The 15,650-nt window shown below is 64.1% G+C and carries 15 protein-coding genes; 2 read left to right on the plus strand and 13 right to left on the minus strand.

Annotated features, from left to right (window positions below; all coding sequences use genetic code 11):
* Positions 1–1,161: an extracellular solute-binding protein gene (locus J0I99_RS06160; RefSeq protein ID WP_291396591.1), complete on the minus strand. Its 1,161-nt coding sequence runs from the start codon at positions 1,159–1,161 to the stop codon at positions 1–3.
* On the opposite strand from J0I99_RS06160, the gene J0I99_RS06165 reads away from it, so the two are divergent.
* Positions 1,161–1,895, plus strand: a complete 735-nt coding sequence (locus J0I99_RS06165; protein WP_291396593.1) for a GntR family transcriptional regulator — start codon at positions 1,161–1,163, stop codon at positions 1,893–1,895. The two genes, J0I99_RS06160 and J0I99_RS06165, sit on opposite strands and share 1 nt — an antisense overlap.
* Here J0I99_RS06165 and J0I99_RS06170 read toward each other — a convergent pair.
* From J0I99_RS06170 to J0I99_RS06225, 12 genes are all read right to left on the minus strand, one after another.
* Positions 1,853–2,608, minus strand: a complete 756-nt coding sequence (locus J0I99_RS06170; RefSeq protein WP_291396595.1) for an enoyl-CoA hydratase/isomerase family protein — start codon at positions 2,606–2,608, stop codon at positions 1,853–1,855. The two genes, J0I99_RS06165 and J0I99_RS06170, sit on opposite strands and share 43 nt — an antisense overlap.
* The gene (locus J0I99_RS06175) at positions 2,605–3,828 is read right to left on the minus strand and encodes a CaiB/BaiF CoA-transferase family protein (RefSeq protein ID WP_291396597.1); all 1,224 of its coding nucleotides are present in this window, start codon (positions 3,826–3,828) and stop codon (positions 2,605–2,607) included. The genes J0I99_RS06170 and J0I99_RS06175 overlap by 4 nt, the downstream gene beginning before the upstream one ends.
* A gap of 13 nt (positions 3,829–3,841) precedes the next feature.
* On the minus strand, positions 3,842–4,774 hold the full coding sequence (locus J0I99_RS06180; protein ID WP_291396599.1) for an SMP-30/gluconolactonase/LRE family protein: 933 nt from the start codon (positions 4,772–4,774) through the stop codon (positions 3,842–3,844).
* The gene (locus J0I99_RS06185; protein ID WP_291396601.1) at positions 4,771–5,721 is read right to left on the minus strand and encodes an ABC transporter permease; all 951 of its coding nucleotides are present in this window, start codon (positions 5,719–5,721) and stop codon (positions 4,771–4,773) included. Before J0I99_RS06185 ends, J0I99_RS06180 begins: the two co-directional genes overlap by 4 nt.
* A 73-nt stretch (positions 5,722–5,794) precedes the next feature.
* Positions 5,795–7,312 carry a sugar ABC transporter ATP-binding protein gene (locus J0I99_RS06190; protein ID WP_291396603.1) on the minus strand — a complete coding sequence of 506 codons (1,518 nt, stop codon included), beginning with the start codon at positions 7,310–7,312 and terminating at the stop codon, positions 5,795–5,797.
* Between the two features lie 65 nt (positions 7,313–7,377).
* Positions 7,378–8,349 (minus strand): substrate-binding domain-containing protein, encoded by a 972-nt coding sequence (locus tag J0I99_RS06195; RefSeq protein WP_291396605.1) that lies wholly within the window; start codon positions 8,347–8,349, stop codon positions 7,378–7,380.
* A gap of 530 nt (positions 8,350–8,879) precedes the next feature.
* Complete coding sequence (locus J0I99_RS06200; RefSeq protein WP_291396607.1) at positions 8,880–9,635, minus strand: SDR family oxidoreductase; 756 nt, start codon at positions 9,633–9,635, stop codon at positions 8,880–8,882.
* The gene (locus J0I99_RS06205) at positions 9,635–10,366 is read right to left on the minus strand and encodes an ATP-binding cassette domain-containing protein (protein WP_291396609.1); all 732 of its coding nucleotides are present in this window, start codon (positions 10,364–10,366) and stop codon (positions 9,635–9,637) included. Before J0I99_RS06205 ends, J0I99_RS06200 begins: the two co-directional genes overlap by 1 nt.
* The gene (locus J0I99_RS06210; protein ID WP_291396650.1) at positions 10,363–11,343 is read right to left on the minus strand and encodes an ABC transporter permease; all 981 of its coding nucleotides are present in this window, start codon (positions 11,341–11,343) and stop codon (positions 10,363–10,365) included. Before J0I99_RS06210 ends, J0I99_RS06205 begins: the two co-directional genes overlap by 4 nt.
* Before the next feature lie 70 nt (positions 11,344–11,413).
* The gene (locus J0I99_RS06215; RefSeq protein ID WP_291396611.1) at positions 11,414–12,391 is read right to left on the minus strand and encodes a substrate-binding domain-containing protein; all 978 of its coding nucleotides are present in this window, start codon (positions 12,389–12,391) and stop codon (positions 11,414–11,416) included.
* A 26-nt stretch (positions 12,392–12,417) separates the two neighbouring features.
* Entirely contained in the window at positions 12,418–13,614 is a 1,197-nt protein-coding gene (locus J0I99_RS06220; protein WP_291396613.1) for a mandelate racemase/muconate lactonizing enzyme family protein, read from the minus strand.
* A 31-nt stretch (positions 13,615–13,645) separates the two neighbouring features.
* Positions 13,646–14,386, minus strand: coding sequence for a FadR/GntR family transcriptional regulator (locus J0I99_RS06225; protein ID WP_291396615.1), 741 nt, complete (start codon positions 14,384–14,386; stop codon positions 13,646–13,648).
* Between the two features lie 146 nt (positions 14,387–14,532).
* On the opposite strand from J0I99_RS06225, the gene J0I99_RS06230 reads away from it, so the two are divergent.
* On the plus strand, positions 14,533–15,648 hold the full coding sequence (locus tag J0I99_RS06230; RefSeq protein WP_291396616.1) for a cellulase-like family protein: 1,116 nt from the start codon (positions 14,533–14,535) through the stop codon (positions 15,646–15,648).
* The last annotated feature ends 2 nt before the right edge of the window (positions 15,649–15,650 follow it).

The raw sequence follows: 15,650 nt of genomic DNA on the forward strand, positions 1-15,650 counted from the left end.
CTAGGTGTTGACCATTGCAAGAAGCGGCTCGATTTTCGACCAGACATTCGCCGCACTGTCACCGGCCCGCAGTGAATGGGCGACGACCTCACCCGCACGGGCCTGGAAGTCGATGTAGCCGCGATGCCGCGGTCGCATCCAGGCCGTCTCCACCGAGCGTCGACCGCCTGAGAAAAAGCCGTTGAAGCGCCGGTCGATCTGGGCGTCGTACCACGCGGCCGCCAGACCTGGCTGGCCATGCCTGTCCGTCATGAGACGCTGCCCCTCCTCGCTCGATGCGAACGCGACGAATGACAGGGCCGCATCCTTGTTCGCGGATACGCGCGAGATTGCGAGGCCCGTGCCGCCTAGCACCGACCCGGCGTGGTAAGGCGCAGCCAACCCGGCGAAATCGCCGAACGAGAGCGGGCGGCGCTGGTCGGCTTCGCCGTAGGTGCCGTATCCGTAGACGCAGGGGCAGTAGGCGATGGCGTCCGTCTGCACCATCGCTTCGTGGAGATCGATAGCATTCCAGGCCAGAGCGTCCTCGGGGCAGAAGGCGAGCAAGGCGCGCACCTGCCCATAGGCCTCCTGGAATCCAGGCCCGTCTACGCTGAAAATACCATCCGGAGATGTCTCCCACGGGCTGCTGAGATTGGCCATCAGTGCGGCGATAGTCAAGATCGCATGCGGCGTCTTCACCGCGAGGCCGAGCGACAGGCCGTTCCGACGCAGGCGCTGGCCGAGTGCGATGGCGTCGTGCCAGCTCACCGGCACCGCTTCTTCGTGCTTGGCGAGCAGATCTGCACGATAGGCGGAATGCTGCGTGGCAGCATCGATTGGCAGCCCCCAGACGGTGCCCCCGAACCGATAGCTCAGCAGCGACTGGCCAAGGTAGCGATGGCCGTCGGCGAGGGCGACCTGAAGCTCAGGATGGCCGGACAACGGCTCGAACGCCCCTGTCTCTACTATTGATCCGCTGAACGGATGATCGTAGATAATCAAATCATATACACTTGCCAGGCCCGGCAGACCCTGGTGCTCGAAGTCGGAAAGCGGGCGCACGATCCACTCAACTTCGATGTCCGGGTAGCGCTGCTGGAAGGCGGCGGTCAGCGGGATAAGAGGACCGGTCGCACGCCGGTGCCCCCAGGTCAGACCGCGGAGGACAGTCTTTGTCATTGACGGATTCCAAAGAGTTGAAGACTGGCGAACGCACCTTGCTGCGCAAGGCAAACTTGGCTGCCCTGGCGCATGACGAGATCAAGCGCCGGATCACAGTTGGGCGCCTCAAGGACGGCGAAAAAGTCGTGCTCGGCGACCTGGCGAAGGAGTTCGGCACCAGCATTATTCCGATCCGCGAAGCACTCGCCCGGCTTTCCGCCGAACGCCTGGTGACCTACGAGCCCAACAAGGGGTTCCGGGTGGCGCCGGCGCCGGACGCCGAAGAGATTGCGCATCTGTTCGAAGCGCGAGTCGTGCTGGAGCTGGGGGCGCTCGAGGTGGGGATGGCCAATGTCACCCCCGAACTGGTGGCGGAACTGACTGCCCTCAACGACGACATCCGCAGCCGGTCGTACGGTGCCAATTTCGAGGCCTTCGAGAGCTTCATCGATCTCAACGCACGCTTCCACGAGCTGCTGATCGGGCTGACACACAATCCGCTGGTCATCGACGCCTACCAGCGCCTGAGCTATCATGAGCGCATCCCGAGGCTGCTCCACGGCAGCGGCGTCAACGACATCAAGCGGATCGTCGTCGAGCACGATGCCATCATCGCGGCCCTCGAGGCCCACTCGCTCGAGCATGCGAGGAGCGCCCTGCGCGCCCACATCGTCGATGCCTATGAGCGCCTGCCGCAGAACTGGCCCGGTCATTCCTTGCGGCCCTTGAACGCAGCGATCCCGGCGCGCTGATTGTTCATGGCGAAGGCCATGATCATCAGGTCGTTCTCGTGCCGCGCGGCCGGGTCCAGCCCGCCCGTCATCGAGGCCCTGATGCCATCCTTGACGGTGATCACGGCAACCGCGGTGTGGCGGGCGATACGTTGGGCAATATCGCGGGCCGCGGCCAGCTCTTCGCCAGGCGCTACGAGCTTTTGCACCAGCCCGATGCGATAAGCCTCCTCGGCCTCGATCGGATCGCCGGTCAAGGTGAGCAGGCTCGCATGGCCATAGCCGACGAGATGTGTCAGCATCAGCGTCTGACCGCCGCCGCCAAGCCAGCCATGCTTGACCTCCGGTGCGCCGAGTTTGGCTCCGGCCGCGCTGACCCGGATGTCGCAATTGGTGGCGATCTCGAGCCCGCCACCGACGCACCAGCCCTTGATGGCGGCAATCGTCGGCTTCTTGATGCGGCGGAACTCGGTAGAGTAGCAGATCCGGTTTCGCCAGGCCCAGGCATCCTTGTAGGTGTCGAGGATGTTAAGGTCGGTGCCGGCGCAGAATGCCCGCTCCCCTGCCCCCGAGACGACGACGGCGCGGATCTCGTCATCCTCGTTGATTGCGCGCCGTGCGTCGCGGATTGCCACCATCATTTCGCGGTTGATGGCGTTGTGCTTTGCCGGCCGGTTCAGAACGATCTCGGCGATACCGTCGTCGCCCTTGGTGAAGATAAGGTCCTCGGTCATGCGACTACTCCTTCAGATTTGAGCTCTTCGATCGCGGTGGAGCTGAGCCCGAATTCGGCGAGGACCTCGCCGGTGTGTTCGCCGAGCATTGGGGCGCCGCGAAGCGTCGGCGTCGGCTGGGTGGAAAAGCGGATCGCCGGCGACAGGGTCTTAAGCCGCCCGGCGCGCGGGTGCTCGTACTCGGTAAACAGCCCTTCGCTTTGCGGATGGGCGATCAGATCGTCGTAGGTCATGACCGGGCCGCACCAGACGCCGGCGGCATCCAGGGCCGCCACCGTGCTTTCGGTCGGCAGCGGACGCAGCGCCTCCTGGACGACGGGGTAGACAGCGTCACGCCACTTCTGGAGCGCCGCATCATCACCGGGGTCGGGGCGGCTGGTTGCCAGTTCGGCGAGCTTGTCGCTGTTGAGAACTTCGGCGATGGCGGCAAGGCTTGATTGTGCAATGGCGATGTAGCCGTCGGTGGTGCTGAAGATGCCATAGGGAGGCTCCATCCAGGCCGAGGCGTAGGGAGCCGAGCCGCGCTGGCCCGTACGGCCCGTGCTCATGTGGGTAGTGATCTCCTGGATCTGGATTTCGAGTACGGCGGCAAGCAGTGACACCTTGGCTTCGACCGGCACACCGCGGCGATCGCGCTGGATGATGCCGGCGAGGACCGCCTCGCAGGCATTGTGGGAGGCGGCGACATCGACGATGTAGATCGGCGAAGGATGCGGCATGCCGTCGGTCGTGCCGGCGTTGAAGGTGGTGCCGGAAAAGCTCTGGACCAACAGGTCCTGCCCGGGCCGTGGGAGCATCGGGCCCGTGTCGCCATAGCCGGAAATCGAGACGTAGACGATTTTGGGGTTCGCGGCCTTCAGCGCATCGAAGGTGATGCCGAGGCGCTCGGCAACACCGGGGCGCATGTTCTGGATGACCACGTCCACATCCTTCACCATGCGGAAGAACAGCGCCTGCCCCTTGGGCGTCTTGAGGTCGATCGCGACGGATCGCTTGTTGCGGTTAATCGACAGAAATGTCGTCGTCTCGCCGCCGAGGACGACGTCGCGCATCTTGGCGGTGCGGGTAAAGTCGCCACGGTTCGGTCCCTCGATCTTGATGATCTCGGCGCCCATGTCTCCGAGGCGCTGGGTGCAGAGGGGGCCGGCCAGCGCCAGGGTAAGATCAAGCACGCGGATCCCCGCCAAGGGACCCGTCGGGTCGGTTGCGATGGTGGTCATGTCTGGTTCCTTGCTAGCCCGCGAACTGCGTCGGGCGAACTCCGCTCACGCCAGGCCGAACGGCAAACAGCCCGCCGGCCTGTGGTTGATTTGAAAGATCCTCGACCGTCAGATGCAGGCGAGAGGACGTGATATAGAGGGTGGCAAGGTCCGGCCCGCCAAAGGCGCAGCAGGTTACCCTCGAAGCGGGGACATCGACCTTCCGGTCGATGCTGCCATCGGGAGCAAAGCGCAGGACGCATCCGCCTTCCCAGCGCGCATTCCACAGGTAGCCTTCCGCATCCACCGTGCAGCCGTCGGGGAACCCGCAACCCTCGGGCGCGGCGAACACGCGCCGGTTGGCGATCGCCCCGAGTTCGACGTCGAAATCGTATGCGTAGATGGCGCCTACGAGTGTATCGGCGAAGTACATGGTCTTGGCATCGGGCGACCAGCAGGTGGCGTTGGCGATGCCGATTCCGCCATCCATAGGTACCGGGATCAGATCGGCGCCGACCTTGTAGAGTGTCCCGACGCTCTCGGGGACATCGAGGTAGGTGTTGTCTGGCGCTATGTTGTTTCGCATGGTGCCGAACCAGAAGCGCCCCGCAGCGTCCGTGCTGCCGTCATTGCAGCGGTTGAGCGGCTTGTCCGCTTCGTGCGCGGCGACGCGCTTCAGGCTGCCATCCCTAGGGTTGAAGATGTTCAGGCCGTGATGAGAGGCCACCACCAGGCGCCCATCCCGGCGCTTGCTCAGCGACATGACCATCTCGGGCATCGGCCACTGGTCGTGCTGGCCCGTTTGGGGATCGAGGCGGTGAATGGCTGACGGCATCGGGACGTCGACCCACCAGAGCACCCCCTCGACCGGGTCCCAGATGATCCCCTCGCCGAGCTTGTCGCGGCAATCGAGGACGCATCTGACCTCGTCGGACGCGATCGTATCCACGTTGCTCACCACACTCATGCCGGTCGCCTCGTCCTGAATTCCATGATCATCACCGCGCCCAGCAGCAACACGCCCTTGGCCAGCAGCTGGTAGAAATTGGGCACCATCATCAGCAGCATGCCGTTGTTGAGCGTACCGATGATAAGAACGCCCAGGATGGTGCCAACGATCGTTCCACGGCCGCCGGCCATTGCGCAGCCACCGAGGAATGCCGCGGTGATCGCTTCGAGCTCAAGGCCGGCTGAACCCGAGGATGGCTGCCCGCTGGTCGAACGGGCGGTTAGCAGCACCGCCGCGACGCCGCAGATGAGGCCGGTAAGCGTGTAAACGCCGACGCGGTAGCGCTCGAGCCGGATGCCGGCGAGGCGAGCGGCGTTCGGATTGCCACCGATAGCGTAAATGTTGCGGCCCATGTCGGTGGCTCGCATGAAGTAAACCATCAGCACCGCGATGACGCTGAACACGATGACGGTCATCGGCACGCCGGCGATACGGCCCGCACCGATCCAGTTGAAATCGGTATTGAGGACACCGATTGCCTTGCCGTTGGAGACGATGTAGGCGACGCCCTGGAAGATGGCGAGCGTTGCCAATGTCGTGATGATCGGATTGACCCGACCCTTGGTGACAAGCAGTCCGTTCACCGCCCCGCCAATGCCGCCGACAGCGACGGCAGCGAGGATGCCCACGGCGGCCGAGTCCACACTGCTCATCGCCAGCGCAGCGACGACCGACGCCATCCCGACGATCGAGCCGACCGAGACGTCGATGCCGCCCGAAATGATGACCACCGTCTGCGCCATCGCAACGATGCCCAGGATAGTGATCGCGTTGAGGATCGCCGTGAAGTTGCGGGGCGAAAAGAACGCATCGGGCCGGAGCGAACCGAAAATGGCGACGAGGACCAGCAGCGCCACGAGGAGGCTGAGGTTCTGCGGCCCGATGGCGTTCAGAAGGCGCCGCACGGGATGGCTCCGGGTCGGCGACATGGCTGCAGTGGCGGGAGCTTCAGAGGTAGCGTTTTCCATAAGTTCCCCCTTAGAGGTGACGCGGCATGATTTCGCGGAGCACCGCTTCTTCGCTGGCGCCCTGGGCGTCCAGCGTGGCGGTGATGCGGCCGGCCTGAAGACAGATGATGCGATCCGAGAGGCCTAGAATTTCCGGGAGTTCCGACGAAACCAGCAGGATTGCAGCACCTGCGGCTGCCAGTTCGTCGATCAGCGCATAGACGTCGGCCTTGGCCCCGACATCGATACCCCGAGTTGGTTCGTCGAGGATCAGGACGCGCGGGTGGGTCGCGAGCCAGCGCGCGAGGATCAGCTTTTGCTGGTTGCCGCCGGACAGCTTCCCGATCCATTGATCGAGTGAGGGTGTCTTCACCCGCATCCGCCGCGTGTATTCGGTGACGACACGGCGCTCTTCCTTCTTGCGGATGATACGCAACGGACTGATCCGCCTGAGGATAGCGATAGACGCGTTCTCCATCACGCTGCGTTCGAGGAACAGGCCGTCCGCCTTGCGCTCTTCGGGCACGTAGACGAGCCCGGCATCCACCGCCTCTCGCGGCGAACGGAGGGCGACGTCCTGACCGGCGATGCGCACGCGCCCGGAACGGCGCGGCAGGGCGCCGAACAAGGCCTTCGAGAGCTCGGTTCGCCCTGCCCCTATGAGCCCGGCCAGGCCAACGACTTCCCCGGCCCGCAGGGTGAAGGAGATGTCGGTGACATCCTCGGAGGTTAGCCCTTCAACCTCCAGCACCGTGGCGCCATTGGCCTGGCGCTGCTTGCGCATACCGCTGTCGAGTGCTCGCCCGACCATCATCGAGATGAGTTGAGGCTGATCCAGTTCAGCCGCCTCGCGAACGCCGACCAGGGAACCATCGCGCAACACTGCGACGCGATCGGAGAGGCCGAGGATCTCGTTCATGCGATGGGAGACGTAGAGAATGCCGACGCCGTCGGCGCGCAACCGGCGCACCAGATCGAACAGGTCGTGAGCCTCGGCTTCCGACAGAGACGAGGTTGGCTCGTCGAGCGCCAGCACCTTGAGCCCCTGACGCAGCGAGCGCAGGATCTCGACCATCTGCCGCTTGGCGGGGGTCAGGTCGGAAGCGATCGTTTCCGGATCGATCTCTTGGCCGAAGCGGAAGGTCGACAGCAGTTGCGCCGCGTCCTCGTTGAGGCGTTTCCAGTCGACCAGCCGCCCGGCCCGGCGCGGCAACTCGCCGATGAAGATGTTCTCCGCCACCGTCGTGCCGGGAACAATGTCCGGCTCCTGATAGACGACGCGGATGCCGGCCTTCCTCGCGTGAAGCGGCGTCGGGAAATGCTGCGGCACGCCGTCGATGGTGATCGCGCCCTGATCGGCGTGGTAGGCGCCGGCCATGATCTTGAGCAGCGTGGATTTGCCCGCGCCATTCTCGCCCATCAGCGCCAGCACTTCGCCGGCCCGCACATCGAGCGACACATCGCGGAGCGCCTTTACCACGCCGAACGATTTACAGATTCCGGTAAAGCCAAGCCGTGGCGGCTTGCTGCCGGTTTGTGGGTGCAACATTTCTAGAACCACCGAAGCAATGAACGTCCCAGCTCGTTGCCGAGCTGGGACTTGGGCTCAGGACGTCACTGGCACTCGGCCACGCCCTTGTTGTCGGCCTTGGTGATGACCGTTCCGTCGATGATAGTGCGCTCGGGAATGGGCGCGCCTTCGGCGACGAACGCATTCATGAGTCGGACCGCCGTCGCACCGTGTACGCGGCTATCGACATAGACGGACGCCCGCAGGCCGGTGTCCTCGGCCTTCTTGAATTCTTCGCACGCCATCTGGCCATTAATGCCGACGCCGATGATGTCGGCGGTCGCCACGCCGGCCTGTTCAAGTGCGCGAACCGCGCCCAGCACGCCATCGTCGTTGCACGCGTCGATCAGGAACCGCTTGGCCTGCGGGATGCCCACGATGGTCTGCGACGTCGCCGACAGAGCCTTGTCGAGCGAACCCGGATCGTAGGGGATGTGGATGATCTGGGCATCGGTGATGCCGAGCGAGGCCTTCAGCACATCGTTGGCCGCGTTGTTGCGGTCCATGCAGACTGACAGACCCTGCACTTCGATCGAGAGCACGAAGGTGTCGCTGGCAGCGGCGTCGCCCCAGCCGAGGGACTTGTGGAAGCCAACGATGGTGTCGCCCACCTGCGTACCGATGGCCTTGGCCTCGAAGCCAACGAACGGCGCCGGCGCGCCGGCTTCGTCGAGGATGCCGTCATCGACGGCGATCACCGGGATGCCCGCTTCCTTGGTGCGCTTGAGTACGGCCGGTCCGATGGCCTGATCCGGCACGACGATGATGACGCCCTTGACGCCCGCGGCGATCGCCGTCTCGAGCGCGTTCATGGCCTTGTTGCTGTCGGACTGCACGCCTTGGTGCGTAAGCGTCACGCCCAGCTTGGCCGCCTCGTCCTGGGCGCCAGCGACCTCGTTCACGAACCAGGCGTTGTCGTCGAGCTTGTTGATATAGGCAAAGCTGGTCTCCTGGGCGAAGGCGCCCGTCCCAAGCATTGCAACGAGGGCCAACCCGGCCACTCCGCTGAGTCTCATGATGTCCTCCCAATGGCGCTTCGCGCCTGTTCCCTTCAACCGGCAGCCACTCAGGACCGTCCCTCCTGTCAAAGTGTATTTTGTATATACTTTTGATTTCGGTCGCGTCAATGGGTCTCGTCGCCTGTGCGAGAATGAGTTTTTAGAGTGAGGCGCCATCTCGTTCCGCGTCGTCGATTGCAGCTGGCCGATGCGAATGATCGCAATGGAAGAACCGGTCCCGTAGCGGGCTTTCTGCAGTCTACTCACCCTCGCGAGGAGCACGTCTGGTCAGCAGCAGCAGCGCGGCTTTCTCTGACCGCCGCAATGAAATCGGGGGCGGGTGTGCTCCAACTGCCGAGTGGCTGCTCGATCCGTCTGGCGAACGAGGCACATACGCAGCAGCGGGGAAGTCTGGCGGATATAACTCGGGTGCGTTCCAGATCGCCATGGAAAGCGACTACCTGCTCGCCGATTCCTGCCGTGTAGTAGAGGTGGTGGGCACCGCCCTGGCTCTGAACTCAGTGCCAGGGCACGGACGGACGCCCGCCCTACCAGCCGCCGTCGACTGAGATGTTCTGACCAGTGATCATGCGCGAACGATCCGAGGCGAGAAAAACTACCAGGTCGGCGACGTCGGCGGCCTGGATGCGATCCTTGAGGCATTGATTCTCGAGAATCCAGTCATGGTACTGCTGCAGGCGGTCAGCGAAGACCCGGTTCTCGGCATCCGAAACCACCGCGCCGGGCGACACCGCGTTCACCCGGACGTTGAACGGGCCGAGTTCGCGGGCGAGCGACTTGGTCAGCCCCAGCATCGCACCCTTGCTCGCCACATAGGGGACATAGCCGTCCCAGCGGCCATTGAGCGTCACGGAGCAGAAATTGACGATCTTGCCGTCGCGCTTCTGTTTCATCGCCGGCGCAACGGCGCGGGCGAGGGCGAAGGTCGCGGCAGAGTTGACCCTGAGCTGATCCTCATACTCCTCGATAGAGAATTCCTCGAAAGGCTTGTTGATGATCAGCGCCGCGTTAGAGACCAGCACCTCGATGCCGCCATACTCGTCGCTGAGCCCACGCACCAGCGCCTCGCTCTGCTTCAGTTCGCCGAGATCCTGGCCGATGTAGCGGGCTACCACTCCGTGCCGGGTTGCAAGTTCGCGGGCCCGCTCGTCGCCCCACGGATCACCGGGACGGTCGAGCAGCAGCAGCCGCGCGCCGAGCCGCCCGAAGGCCTCAGCCTGCGCGGTGCCCAACGTTCCCAGGGCTCCGGTGATCAGGACGGTTCTGCCCGCGAACTCGCTCATCACAGGTATCCATGCACTTCGTCGATGCTAGTCTTCGAGATCGGGCTGTCGAACACGATCTCACCGCGCGCCATCGCCACCACCCGGTCGCAGCATTGGAACACGTGCTGCATGTTGTGCGAGATGAAGATGCCGGTGACGTTCTGCTTCTTCAAATCGCGCACAAAGCCCAGCACCTTGTCGGTCTCCTTCACCGACAGGTGGTTGGTCGGCTCGTCGAGGATCAGCGCCTTCGATTTGAAGTGCATGGCGCGCGCAATGGCGACGCCCTGCCGCTGACCACCGGAGAGCTCACCCACCAGGGCATCCGGCGAACGCAGATGCAGGTCGACATCGGCGATCGCTTGGACGCTCTCGGCCCGCATCTTCTTCTGGTCCATCACCCCGAAGCCGAACAGCGACCAGCTGAGCGGCTCGCGGCCGATGAAGACGTTGCGCGCGATGGTCATGGTAGGGACCATGGAATTGTACTGGTAGATCGTCTCCAACCCCAGTTCCATGGCGTGCCGGGCGTTCTTGATGGTCACGTCCTTGCCGTCGATCCTGATCTTGCCGGCATCGGCCTGGTGCACGCCCGAGAGGATCTTGATCAACGTGGTCTTACCGGCGCCGTTGTCACCGACGAGGCCGACCGCTTCGCCGCGCTCGACGCGCAAGCTGACATTCTTGAGGGCATGGACGCCGGAATACCACTTCTGCAGCCCGGTGCATTCGATCAGCGGCGCGTTCATTGGGCCACCTCCAGCTTGATGTTGCGCGCCCGGCGCTCCAGCCAGTGGTTGGCGATGACGGCGCAGACGATGAGGAAGCCGATGGCGAATTTGAACCAGCTGGCATCGACCCGGCTCATGATCATGCCGGAGTCGATGACCCGGATGATCGCCATCCCGATGACCACGCCGACGATATTGCCGACGCCCCCGGAGAGCGCGATGCCGCCGATCACCGCGGCGGCGATCGCCTGCAGCTCCATGGATTCGCCCATCGAGGGGATCGGCGAGCCGATGCGGACCACCTGAATGATGCCGGCGAGACCGGCGAGGGTCGAGCAGATCATGAAGCAGACGGTTTTCACCAGCGAGGTCGGGATGCCCATCGCCTTGGCCGCTTCCACCGAACCGCCGGTGGCGCGGATCCAGTTGCCGAAATTGGTCTTTTCGAGCAGCAGCCAGACCAGCAAGGCAAGCGCGATCAGCCAGATCGCCGAGACGCGGAAAATCCCCAGCGGTTCGGAGAAGGCCCAGGTGGGCACCGCCGCTGTGTCGAGCGTCGTGGCAAGGCCGCTCGAATAGAGCACCACCGCCACCGAGCGCGCCATGAACAGCGTGCCCAGCGTGGTGATGAAGCTCGGAATGCCGAAGCGCAGCGTCACCGCAGAATTGAACAAGCCGATCGCCGCACCGACCACCAGCGCGAGGATAAAGGCCGGCCAGAACGGAAGGCCGAAATTGATCATGGCGCACAGCACGATCGGGCACAGCCCCATCACCGAGCCGATCGACAGGTCGAACTCGCCCGCGACCATCAACAGGCTGAAGCCGAGCGCCAGGATCGCCAGTTCCGGGTAGAGGCTGAACATGCCGCGCACATTAGCGTTGGATAGGAACAGCCCATTGCTGGCCACGGCGAAATAGGTGGTGAACACGATCAGCACCACGAGGGCGACGAGTTCGGGTCGCTGCATATAGATCTTTAGCAGTCGCATGATTGGTCGCTTTCTCCTCGCGAGACCGAGAACGCAGCGGCGGCGGCCGTTAACGGGCCACCGCCGCCACGGGTCAGCGGTAGCCGGCCTTGGACAGCTCTTCGATGGCGCCGACCATGTCCTTGGTGACGATGGCGCTGCCGGTATCGACGTCATAAGCGGCCATCTTGTAGTCCCGGATCGGCCCGGCCTGCATCACGGGGGCCCAGCCCTGGAGATACGGCTGCTGGTCGACATGGTACTGGATGTAGCCGGCCTGCATCTGCGCCAGGACGTCGGGCACGAGGTCGAAACCGCCGAGGATCACCTTGCCAGGTTCGATCCCGCGATCCTTCAGCACGGTGACGACGCCCACATCCCAGAAGCCGGTGTCGAAATAGGCGGTGAGGTTCGGCTCGCTGGTGAAGTAGCTGCCGAAGCGATCGGCGCTGGTGCCGTAGTCTAGGCCGGCATCGATTTCGTGCCAGCTGATATCGCGCGACGGGTTCGCCGCCTTCCAGCTTTCGAGCCCGGCAATGATGCCGTTGGCGCGGGTGCGCGACCAGTTGTCGGCCGGCGCATTGACGCCGATCAGCACGCGGATCGGGCCCTCGGCGGGGAAATCGCCGGCCACTCGGGTGGCAAGCGCCTGGCCGGCGGTGAAAAAGCTCTGGCCGACAAAGGCGGCGCGGGCATTGCCCTTGGCGCCTTCATTGTCATCGACGTTGGACGAGATCACCGCGATGCCGGCATCGACGGCTTCCTTGACCACCGCATCGAACGCCGTGTCGTCGGTGATCGAGGTGATGAGCAGATCCGGCTGCTGCGCGATGGCGGCCTGGATGTTGGCGATATGGCCCGCCACGTCGCCGGCCTTGGCGATGAACAGCATCTGGCAATCGGCTTTGACGATGGCGCAGGCGTCGTCCATGCCCTTCTTCACTGTCAGCCAGAAGGTGTTTCCGCTGTCGGCATGGGTGGCATAGATGATGCGCAGCGGCTTTTCCTCAGCCAGCGCTGGCATTGCGCAGAGGGCCGTGGCCGCGAGCATAGCGGCAATAAGCGTCTTCATGGTTTTCCTCCCTGGAAAATCTGCTTTCAGTTGTGGTCGCTACTCCGTCGGGTCGTCTTGAACCGCCGGTCGAGTTCGGGATGGAGCTCCATCCCCAGCCCCGCCCCCGGGGGAACGGTGATCTTGCCGTTGCTGATCGGGGGCAATTGGGTGACGAGGTCGCCGTACCAGGTGCGATGGAAGGCGCGGACGCTCTCCTGCACCAGGGCGTTGGGTGCGTTGAGCGACAGGTGGGTCGAGGCGCACAGCACTACCGGCCCGGTGCAATCATGGGGCGCCACCGGCAGGTGCCAGGCTTCGGCCATCGAGGCGATCGCCTTGGCTTCGGTGAGCCCACCGCACCACGACAGATCGAGCATCACGATGCCTGCCGCGTCGGCCATCAGCAGGTCGCGGAAGCGCCAGCGCGTCGCCAGCGTTTCCGACGCACAGACCGGCGCCATCGAGGCCTCGCTGTAGCGCTTGAGATCGCCGAGGGAATCCATGCGGATCGGATCCTCGTGCCAGAACGTGTTGTAGGGCGCCAAAGCCCGGGCGATCTGGATGGCCGGGGTGAGCTGCCACATCGAGTGGAACTCGACCATCACGTCCATCTTGTCGCCGACCCGCGTGCGGATCTTTTCGAATGGCGACAGCGCCTGTTTGAGGTCGGCGGCGCTAATATACTGGCCGCGACTCTTTTCGGCCGCCACATCGAACGGCCAGATCTTCATCGCCGTGATGCCTTCGGACAGCAGCTCTTCGGCGAGATCGTCGGCACGGTTGAGGAAGGCCTCGAGATCGGCATATTGGCTGCGCCCGCCGCTCAGCCCGTAATTGGCGACCGTCTGCCCGCCCTCCTGCATGTAGCCGGTGCCGGCGCAAGTGTTGTAGGTGCGAATTTCGCTGCGGGTGAACCCACCCAAGAGCTGGGCGATCGGCTGGTTGCTGACCTTGCCGAAAATATCCCACAGCGCGATGTCGATCGCCGAGTTGCCGCGCATCTCGACGCCGGTCGAGGCGAAACCGAGATAACCGGTCAGCGCCCGCGAGATGGCCTCGATCTGCAGCGGATCGCGCCCGAGCAGCAGCGGCGCCGCCGTTTCGTGGATATACGCCTCGACAGCCTCGGCACCGAAGAATGTCTCGCCGAGCCCGGTCACACCGGCATCGGTGTGCACCTCGACCCAGCAGATATTGCCGTGTTCGGCGATCCGGATCGTTTCGATCTTCTGGATTTTCACCGCCAGCCCCTCCCCCGGGCCTCAGGATTGGTCAGTTGATGCCGCTGGCGAGCAGCACTTTCACCGTGTTGTCGAAGTGCGCCGCCATCTGCGCCTCGGCGGCGCTACGATTGCCCGCCTCGATGTGCTGCGCGATGGCCTCATGGCAGCTCACATTGTCGTAGCGGTCGGCGTCGCTCTCTCGCGCCAGCCAGCCGACGCGCCAGGTCTGCCGCGTCAGCACGTGGAACGAGCCCACCATCAGCGCGAACATCGGGTTGCGCGAGGCGCGGGCGATGGTTTCGTGAAACGCGATGTCGTGTTCCATCACCTTGTCCATCTCGTGGAAATCGGCCCGCATCGCCGCGGCCAGCGCCTTGATTTCGCGCGCTTCCTTGTCGGTGCGGCGCAGCGCGGCGAGCCCTACGGTGCGCATCTCGAGGGTGCGGCGCACATCGAGGATCTGCTGCACCGATACCTGGTCGGTCTGCACCCCATGGTCGATGACCAGCGCCAGCACCTGCGGATCGACCGCCGAGACGCGGGCCCGGCGGCCGTTGGAAACGCTGATCAGACCGAGCGCCGCCATCGAGCGATAGGCCTCGCGGGCCACCGCGCGTGACACGCCGAGCTGCTCTCCTATCGTGGTTTCGCTGGGCAGCGGATCGCCGACCTTCATGCCCTCCGAGCGGATCATCTGGCGGATGCCGAGGATCACCTTCTGCACCAGCGAGGTCGGCGCATCTTCTTCGTCGGCCGCCTCGACCGGCCTGGGGTATCCGCTATTGCTCATTTCAACCTGTCTACTAGGTCACGTTGATTTTGTTAAAAGCATGCCAGATACCTGTTGTCAATATGCGGGCATCCAGTCTACGAATGCGCCGCAGACAAGCAGACAGGTTACAAGCACGCTGCGATCCAAAGGGAGGTAGACCGGGGATGAAGCCCAGCTTTTTCAAGCCTTACGCCATCACCATGTGGGACTTTTCCTGGCTCGAGCGCCGCTGGCCCGGCGCCGGCTACGAGGATTGGGACCAGGCGCTCGATGAGCTGGCCGAGCGCGGCTACGACGCGGTCCGCATCGATGCCTTCCCGCACCTGGTTTCGGCCGGCGCCGATCGGGATTGGGAGATTCTCCCCACCTGGAACCAGGTAAGCTGGGGCGCCCAGTCGCTCACCCGGGTCACCGTGGGTCCCGACCTCGTCGCGTTCATTGCCAAGTGCAAGGCGCGCGGCATCGGCGTCGGCCTCTCCACCTGGTGGCGGCAGGACAAAGACGATGTCCGCCTCAATATCCGGTCGGCCGCCGATCTCGCCAAGGTCTGGGTCGATACGCTCGCCCTCATCGACCGGGCCGGGCTGATCGACGCCATCCTCTATGTCGATTTCTGCAACGAGTTCCCGATCCCGTTCTGGACGCCGTTCCTCTATGGCGGCATCGAGGGCGAGGAGCGCTCACGCCGCGACCCCGAGATCGTCGCCCTGATGCGCGACAGCATCGCCATCGCCAAACAGAGCTATCCCGATCTCGATTACACCTTCTCGTTCTGCACCCAGTATCGGGACTGGGCCGAGCAGGATGTATCGATGCTCGATATCCTCGAGCCCCATATCTGGATGTCGCACCCATCGACCAGCGATTGGAACGCCGCTGTCGGCTACAATTTCGAGAAGTTCTCGCCAACGGGCTTCGACAATATCGTGGCCCGCGGCTACGAGACCTACCGCACCAACCAGGTCCGCTACGACCAGGCCCTGACCGGCGAGATCGACAATATCGCCGCCTGGTCGCGTGCCTCGGGCAAGGCGCTGGTCACCACCGAATGCTGGTCGGTGGTCGACTACAAGGATTGGCCGCTGCTCGACTGGGGCTGGATCAAGGATCTGTGCGAGCTCGGCGTCACCCATGCCGCCAAGACGGGGCGCTGGGTCGGCATCGCCACCTCCAATTTCTGCGGGCCCCAGTTCGTCGGCATGTGGCGCGATATCGCCTGGCACCGCCGGCTCACCGACCTGATTAAGACCTCGCCCATCGATTCCGACCTGAGACGCTGAGC

The sequence above is a fragment of the Devosia sp. genome, assembly GCF_017307495.1.
GTDB lineage: Bacteria > Pseudomonadota > Alphaproteobacteria > Rhizobiales > Devosiaceae > Devosia_A.

Excerpts from the sequence above, each read along its gene's own strand:
- J0I99_RS06160 (WP_291396591.1), bottom strand. The coding sequence starts at position 1,161 with ATGACAAAGACTGTCCTCCGCGGTCTGACCTGGGGGCACCGGCGTGCG.
- J0I99_RS06170 (WP_291396595.1), bottom strand. The coding sequence starts at position 2,608 with ATGACCGAGGACCTTATCTTCACCAAGGGCGACGACGGTATCGCCGAG.
- J0I99_RS06175 (WP_291396597.1), bottom strand. The coding sequence starts at position 3,828 with ATGACCACCATCGCAACCGACCCGACGGGTCCCTTGGCGGGGATCCGC.
- J0I99_RS06180 (WP_291396599.1), bottom strand. The coding sequence starts at position 4,774 with ATGAGTGTGGTGAGCAACGTGGATACGATCGCGTCCGACGAGGTCAGA.
- J0I99_RS06190 (WP_291396603.1), bottom strand. The coding sequence starts at position 7,312 with ATGTTGCACCCACAAACCGGCAGCAAGCCGCCACGGCTTGGCTTTACC.
- J0I99_RS06195 (WP_291396605.1), bottom strand. The coding sequence starts at position 8,349 with ATGAGACTCAGCGGAGTGGCCGGGTTGGCCCTCGTTGCAATGCTTGGG.
- J0I99_RS06200 (WP_291396607.1), bottom strand. The coding sequence starts at position 9,635 with ATGAGCGAGTTCGCGGGCAGAACCGTCCTGATCACCGGAGCCCTGGGA.
- J0I99_RS06205 (WP_291396609.1), bottom strand. The coding sequence starts at position 10,366 with ATGAACGCGCCGCTGATCGAATGCACCGGGCTGCAGAAGTGGTATTCC.
- J0I99_RS06215 (WP_291396611.1), bottom strand. The coding sequence starts at position 12,391 with ATGAAGACGCTTATTGCCGCTATGCTCGCGGCCACGGCCCTCTGCGCA.
- J0I99_RS06225 (WP_291396615.1), bottom strand. The coding sequence starts at position 14,386 with ATGAGCAATAGCGGATACCCCAGGCCGGTCGAGGCGGCCGACGAAGAA.
- J0I99_RS06230 (WP_291396616.1), top strand. The coding sequence starts at position 14,533 with ATGAAGCCCAGCTTTTTCAAGCCTTACGCCATCACCATGTGGGACTTT.